Here is a 437-nt window from a genome sequence, read left to right as displayed (position 1 = left end):
AAAGTTTTTGTCTACTTGAAAAACTGCAAATTCTTTTTCATCTTTAACTTGTTTTTTACCTTGTTGTTCCTCTTGCTTTTTCATCTTGTTAAGATCAAATTGATTTAGGATGTTCTTATCATCAGCTTTCAAAAGTTCATCCCACTTCTTATCTTGAGATTTCTTATCTTCTTTCTTCTCTTTGTTTTCTTTTTGGAGTTTTAGAAATTCATCTAATTTCTTAGATAAGTCTTGGTTTTTTTCTTTTTCATCTTTAGCTTGCTTTTCAAGTTCTTCTTTAGCTTTTTTATTTGCTTCCTCGATTAACTTCTTTGCTTCTTCAATTTTCTTATCTAATTCTTCTTTTAGCTTTTTAATTTCTTCTTCAGAAGATTTTTGTTTTTCTTCTAGTCCTTTAATCTTCTCTTCTAATTCTTTTTTTGTATCTTCAGAAGATT

The 437-nt window shown here is 27.2% G+C and carries 1 pseudogene; it reads right to left on the bottom strand.

The window, feature by feature from the left end:
• Positions 1–437: pseudogene (locus HMPREF0077_RS10160) on the bottom strand (leucine-rich repeat protein); the annotation flags it as partial.

The organism is Anaerococcus tetradius ATCC 35098 (assembly GCF_000159095.1).
In the GTDB taxonomy this organism is placed as follows: Bacteria; Bacillota; Clostridia; order Tissierellales; family Peptoniphilaceae; genus Anaerococcus; species Anaerococcus tetradius.
Note: the sequence above shows the minus strand (reverse complement) of the source record. Positions and strands in the feature narration are given on the sequence as shown.